The organism is Pseudomonas graminis (assembly GCF_001705435.1).
Taxonomy (GTDB): Bacteria; Pseudomonadota; Gammaproteobacteria; order Pseudomonadales; family Pseudomonadaceae; genus Aquipseudomonas; species Aquipseudomonas graminis_B.
In genome coordinates, this window is record NZ_MDEN01000058.1 from 222050 (window position 1) to 228485 (window position 6436).

Genomic DNA, 6436 nt, shown 5'->3' on the forward strand with positions numbered 1-6436 from the left:
GCCTGTTGTCCTCTTTTCATCCCGCACGCGGACAACCGACATCATGCTGACTGATCATAAAATCCCTCTGGGCGAGTACATCGCCGGCTTCGTCGAATGGCTGACGCAGCACGGCGCCAGCACCTTCGACGCCATCGCTTCGTCACTGGAAACCATGATTCACGGCCTGACCGGCGGGCTGACCTGGTTCAACCCCTTCGTGCTGATCGGCCTGGTTGCCCTGCTTGCCCACTTCATTCAGCGCAAATGGGGCCTGACCGCATTTGTGATCATTTCCTTCCTGCTGATCCTCAATCTGGGGTACTGGCAGGAAACCATGGAGACCCTGGCGCAGGTGCTGTTCGCCACGGCGGTCTGCGTAGTGATCGGCGTGCCGCTGGGCATCATTGCCGCGCACAAGCCGATGTTTTACACCTGCATGCGCCCCGTGCTCGACCTGATGCAGACGGTTCCTACTTTCGTTTACTTGATCCCGACCCTGACCCTGTTCGGCCTCGGCGTAGTACCGGGCCTGATTTCGACGGTGGTGTTCGCGATCGCTGCGCCGATCCGCCTGACCTACCTGGGCATCTGTGATGTCCCGCAAGAACTCCTCGACGCCGGCAAAGCTTTCGGCTGTTCGCGCCGTCAACTGCTCTCGCGCATCGAGCTGCCCCACGCCATGCCGAGCATCGCGGCCGGCATCACCCAGTGCATCATGCTGTCGCTGTCGATGGTGGTGATCGCCGCGCTGGTGGGCGCGGATGGCTTGGGCAAACCTGTGGTCAACGCACTGAACACTGCTGATATCGCTCTGGGCTTCGAAGCGGGCCTGGCGATCGTATTGCTGGCGATCATGCTCGACCGGATCTGCAAACAACCGGACGCCAAAGTGAGGACCGACGCATGAGCATCATCAAATTCGATCAGGTTGACGTCGTCTTCTCCAAAGACCCGCGTGAGGCACTCAAGCTGTTGGACCAGGGCCTTACGCGGGCCGAAATCCTCAAGAAAACCGGCCAGATCGTCGGCGTCGAAAAAGCCACGCTGGAGATCAACAAAGGCGAGATCTGCGTGCTGATGGGCCTGTCCGGCTCGGGCAAATCCAGCCTGCTGCGCTGCATCAACGGCCTGAACACGGTCAGCCGCGGTTCGCTGTTCGTCGAGCACGAAGGGCAGCAGATCAATATCGCTGCCTGCACCCCCGCGGAGCTGAAGATGATGCGCACCAAGCGCATCGCCATGGTGTTCCAGAAGTTCGCCCTGATGCCGTGGCTGACCGTGCGCGAGAACATCAGCTTCGGCCTGGAAATGCAGGGCCGCCCCGAGAAAGAGCGGCGCGCACTGGTGGACGAAAAGCTGGAGCTGGTCGGCCTGACCCAATGGCGCAACAAGAAGCCGGATGAGCTGTCAGGCGGCATGCAGCAGCGGGTCGGCCTGGCCCGCGCGCTGGCGATGGACGCTGACATTCTGCTGATGGACGAGCCGTTTTCGGCCCTTGATCCGCTGATCCGCCAAGGTTTGCAGGACGAACTGCTGGCGCTGCAGAAGAAGCTGAACAAGACCATCGTGTTCGTGAGTCACGACCTGGACGAAGCGCTCAAGCTCGGCACCCGCATCGCGATCATGAAGGACGGCCGGATCATTCAGTACAGCGTGCCGGAAGAGATCGTGCTCAATCCCGCCGACGAGTACGTGCGGACATTCGTCGCCCACACCAATCCGCTCAACGTGCTGTGCGGCCGGAGCCTGATGCGCCCGATCACCCAATGCACGCGCATCAACGGTTCTCAGGTCTGCCTGGACCCGAGCGACGACACGTGGATAGATCTCTCTGAAGGCAACGCCATCACCGGCGCCCACCAGCATGGCGCGACCCTTGATCTGCAAAGCTGGGAGCCGGGCCAGTCAGTGGAAAGCCTCGGCCGCAAACCGACCGTTGTCCACTCCGACATCGGCATGCGCGACGCCTTGCAGATCCGCTACCACACCGGCAACAAGCTCGTCTTGCAGGAGAACAACCAGTTGGTCGGCATCCTCGGCGACAGCGAGCTGTACCACGCATTGCTGGGCAAGAATCACGGCTGATTGCAGCTGCAAGCTTCAAGTTTCAAGCTGCAAGAAAAAGGCCGCCACGCCTCGACTCTTGCGGTTTGGAGCTTAAAGCTTGTGGCTGCCTTTCTGCGCCTGCAACTTTTTGTTGATTGAACGTTCAATTAAAAAGCTTTACAGTGAACGCCGTTTCCAGCCACCCACGATCACCCGGCAGATCAAGGAGCCCTACAGATGCCCAAGGTCGGTATGCAACCCATTCGGCGTCAACAGTTGATCCAGGCCACCCTTACGGCGGTCGATCAGGTGGGGATGGGCGATGCCAGCATTGCGCTGATCGCCAGACTGGCGGGGGTCTCCAACGGCATCATCAGTCACTACTTTCAGGACAAGAACGGCCTGATCGCCGCGACGATGCGCCACTTGATGAATGCGCTGATCGCCAGCGTCGCCGAACGGCGCCGGGCATTGAACGACGACAGCCCGCGGGCTCACCTGAAAGTGATCATCGAGGGCAACTTCGATGCCAGTCAGGTCAACGGTCCGGCGATGAAAACCTGGCTCGCCTTCTGGGCAACCAGCATGCATTCGCCCTCGCTGCACAGGTTGCAGCGGATCAATGATCACCGCCTGTATTCCAACCTCTGCTGCCAGTTCCGTCGCGTATTGCCGTTGGATGAAGCACGCAGCGCAGCCCGAGGGCTGGCGGCATTGATCGACGGATTGTGGCTGCGCGGCGCGCTGTCGGGCGACGCCTTCGACACCGAACAAGCGCAACGGATCGCCTACGAGTACATGGACTTTCAACTGGCAAAAGCGCCGAGCTGAAGCAGCCGGCATCACGACCAAGGCAGCGCACGGCGCACTCGGTCGTCACCCACCCAGATTACTGCGAGGATTTTATGGCCCGTTTCGAACTGCAAAAACTCTACATTGACGGCGGCTACGTGGACGCCAGCAGCAACGCGACCTTCGAGGCTATCAACCCAGCCAATGGCGAAGTCCTGGCCCAGGTCCAGCGCGCGACCCAAGAAGACGTCGAACGCGCTGTCGTCAGCGCTGAAAAGGGCCAGAAAATCTGGGCCGCCATGACCGCCATGGAGCGCTCGCGCATCCTGCGTCGTGCCGTCGACATCCTGCGTGAACGCAACGATGAGCTGGCCGAACTGGAAACCCTGGACACCGGCAAAGCGATCTCCGAAACCAAATACGTCGACGTCGTCACCGGTGCCGACGTGCTGGAGTACTACGCCGGCCTGGTGCCCGCCATCGAAGGCGAGCAGATTCCGCTGCGTGACACTTCATTCGTCTACACCCGCCGCGAGCCGCTGGGCGTCACCGTCGGCATCGGCGCGTGGAACTACCCGATCCAGATCGCCCTGTGGAAGTCCGCCCCTGCGCTGGCGGCCGGCAACGCAATGATCTTCAAGCCAAGCGAAGTCACCTCGCTGACCACGCTGAAGCTGGCAGAAATCTACACCGAAGCCGGCGTGCCGGACGGCGTGTTCAACGTGCTGACGGGCGCCGGCAGCGACGTCGGCAGCTGGCTGACCGAGCACCCGCGCATCGAGAAGATCTCCTTCACCGGCGGCGTGCAGACCGGCAAGAAAGTCATGGCCAGCGCGTCGAGCTCGTCGCTCAAGGAAGTGACCATGGAGCTGGGCGGCAAGTCCCCGCTGATCATTTTCGACGACGCCGATCTGGATCGCGCCGCTGACATCGCGATGATGGCCAACTTCTACAGCTCCGGTCAGGTCTGCACCAACGGCACTCGCGTGTTCGTGCCGAGCGCCCTGAAGGCAGCCTTCGAAGCAAAAATCCTTGAGCGCGTCAAACGCATCCGCGTCGGCAATCCGCAGGACGACACCATCAACTTCGGCCCGCTGGTGAGCTTCGCGCACATGGAAAATGTGCTCAGCTACATCACCAAGGGCAAGGAAGAAGGCGCCCGCCTGCTGATCGGCGGCGACCGTCTGACCGAGGGTGAGCTGGCCAACGGCGCGTTCGTTGCGCCGACCGTGTTCACCGACTGCACCGATGAGATGACCATCGTCAAAGAGGAAATTTTTGGCCCGGTCATGAGCATCCTCAGCTACGAAACCGAAGAGGAAGTGATCCGCCGCGCCAACGACACCGAAATGGGTCTGGCTGCGGGCATCGTGACCAAAGACCTGAACCGCGCGCACCGCGTGATCCATCAACTGGAAGCCGGTATCTGCTGGATCAACGCCTGGGGCGAATCCGACGCGAAAATGCCGGTCGGTGGCTACAAGCAGTCGGGCGTGGGCCGCGAAAACGGCATCAGCTCGCTGGCGCAGTACACACGCATCAAGTCTGTGCAGGTTGAGCTGGGCGACTACGCGTCGGTGTTCTAGAAGCAGTTTTAAGCGGCAAGCGGCAAGCCTCAAGACAAAGCAACTGCAGTCCTGGTCTGCCGCTCACCCCATCAATCTCGCAGGCGCCGTCTCGCTGCTTTTTCTTGCAGCTTGAGGCTTGACGCTTGCAACTCCCAAGGAGATTTATCTTGGAATACGACTACATCATCATCGGCGCCGGCTCGGCCGGTAACACCCTCGCCGCCCGTCTCACCGAAGACGCAGGCGTCACCGTGCTGTTGCTTGAAGCCGGCGGCCCGGACTATCGCGCCGACTTCCGCACTCAGATGCCGGCCGCGCTCGCGTTCCCGCTGCAAGGCCGTCGCTACAACTGGGCCTACGAGACCGAGCCAGAGCCACACATGAACAACCGCCGTATGGAATGCGGTCGCGGCAAGGGCCTGGGTGGCTCGTCGCTGATCAACGGCATGTGCTACATCCGCGGCAACGCCATGGACTACGACGGCTGGGCAAAAAACCCGGGCCTTGAAGACTGGTCTTACCTCGATTGCCTGCCGTACTTCCGCAAGGCCGAAACCCGCGATATCGGCCCTAACGACTACCACGGTGGCGAAGGCCCGGTCAGCGTGACCACGCCTAAAGCGGGCAACAATCCGCTGTTCGCCGCGATGGTCGAAGCAGGCGTGCAAGCCGGTTATCCGCGCACCGGAGACCTCAACGGTTATCAGCAGGAAGGTTTCGGCCCGATGGACCGCACCGTCACGCCGTTCGGCCGTCGCGCCAGCACCGCCCGTGGCTATCTGGACGAAGCGAAGAAGCGCTCGACCCTGACCATCGTCACTCACGCGCTGACCGACCGGATTCTGTTCGACAACAAGCGCGCCGTCGGCGTGGCCTACATGGTGGGCGACAGCGACACCCGCATCGAAGCCCGCGCTCGCAAGGAAGTCCTGCTGTGTGGCGGCGCCATTGCTTCGCCACAAATCCTGCAGCGTTCCGGCGTCGGCCCTGCGCCGCTGCTGAAGAAGCTCGACATTCCGGTCGTTCACGACCTGCCGGGCGTTGGCGAAAACCTGCAAGACCACCTGGAAATGTATTTGCAGTACGCGTGCAAAGAGCCGGTCTCGTTGTACCCGTCGCTGCTGTGGTGGAACCAGCCGGCCATCGGTGCCGAGTGGATGTTCCTCGGTAAAGGGATCGGCGCCAGCAACCAGTTCGAAGCGGGCGGTTTCATTCGTTCGCGCGAGGAATTCGAGTGGCCGAACATTCAGTACCACTTCCTGCCGGTCGCGATTAACTACAACGGCAGCAAGGGCGTGCAAGAGCACGGTTTCCAGGCGCACGTCGGCTCGATGCGTTCGCCAAGCCGTGGTCGCGTGCAGCTGAAATCGAAGAACCCGCGTGAATACCCGAGCATTCTTTTCAACTACATGGCGTCCGAGCAGGACTGGCAGGAATTCCGCGACGGCATTCGCCTGACCCGCGAGATCATGCAGCAGCCAGCGCTGGACCAATACCGTGGCCGCGAAATCAGCCCGGGCATCGACGTGCAGAGCGACGAGCAGCTGGACACGTTTATCCGTGAGCATGCCGAGACTGCGTATCACCCATCCTGCTCGTGCAAGATGGGCACCGATGAAATGGCTGTCGTCGATGGCGAGGGCCGCGTGCACGGGATGGAAGGGCTGCGCGTGGTGGATGCGTCGATCATGCCGCTGATCACCACCGGCAACCTCAACGCACCGACGATCATGATGGCCGAGAAAATCGCCGACAAGATCCGTGGCCGCGCCCCGCTGCCGCGCAGCACCGCCGACTACTACGTCGCCGGCGACGCGCCCGTGCGTGGCAAGCCGATGCGTGAAGTGGGCCCGTTGGCGCAGTAACAGGCGCGACGTGGGCATATGTCAGTCCCACTAACGGCGCGCAGTGTGTCAGTGGGACCGGCTTCAGCCGGGAAGAGGCCAGTGGCTACACCCTCGATTTTGCGGCGTGACACCTGACGAATTCCCGGCTAAAGCCGGTCCCACAATGGTCGTGCGCTGTGTCAGTGGGACCGGCTTCAGCCG

General features: G+C 61.7%; 5 protein-coding genes. All 5 read left to right on the forward strand.

Going from position 1 to position 6436, the window contains the following annotated elements; genetic code table 11:
- The first annotated feature begins 40 nt into the window (after positions 1 to 40).
- The 5 genes from choW to betA all read left to right on the forward strand — a co-directional run bounded on the left by choW (position 41) and on the right by betA (position 6253).
- Positions 41 to 889, forward strand: coding sequence for a choline ABC transporter permease subunit (gene choW / locus BBI10_RS08170; RefSeq protein WP_192131039.1), 849 nt, complete (start codon positions 41 to 43; stop codon positions 887 to 889).
- Positions 886 to 2067, forward strand: coding sequence for a choline ABC transporter ATP-binding protein (gene choV, locus BBI10_RS08175; RefSeq protein ID WP_065987871.1), 1182 nt, complete (start codon positions 886 to 888; stop codon positions 2065 to 2067). Before choW ends, choV begins: the two co-directional genes overlap by 4 nt.
- Positions 2068 to 2265: 198 nt before the next feature.
- Positions 2266 to 2859 carry a transcriptional regulator BetI gene (gene betI / locus BBI10_RS08180; RefSeq protein WP_065987872.1) on the forward strand — a complete coding sequence of 198 codons (594 nt, stop codon included), beginning with the start codon at positions 2266 to 2268 and terminating at the stop codon, positions 2857 to 2859.
- 74 nt (positions 2860 to 2933) lie between these two features.
- The gene (gene betB / locus BBI10_RS08185; RefSeq protein WP_065987873.1) at positions 2934 to 4406 is read left to right on the forward strand and encodes a betaine-aldehyde dehydrogenase; all 1473 of its coding nucleotides are present in this window, start codon (positions 2934 to 2936) and stop codon (positions 4404 to 4406) included.
- A 149-nt stretch (positions 4407 to 4555) separates the two neighbouring features.
- Complete coding sequence (gene betA, locus BBI10_RS08190) at positions 4556 to 6253, forward strand: choline dehydrogenase (RefSeq protein WP_244160326.1); 1698 nt, start codon at positions 4556 to 4558, stop codon at positions 6251 to 6253.
- The last annotated feature ends 183 nt before the right edge of the window (positions 6254 to 6436 follow it).

Coding starts and splice junctions, on each gene's coding strand:
- betB (WP_065987873.1), top strand. CDS start 2,934: ATGGCCCGTTTCGAACTGCAAAAACTCTACATTGACGGCGGCTACGTG.
- betI (WP_065987872.1), top strand. CDS start 2,266: ATGCCCAAGGTCGGTATGCAACCCATTCGGCGTCAACAGTTGATCCAG.
- choV (WP_065987871.1), top strand. CDS start 886: ATGAGCATCATCAAATTCGATCAGGTTGACGTCGTCTTCTCCAAAGAC.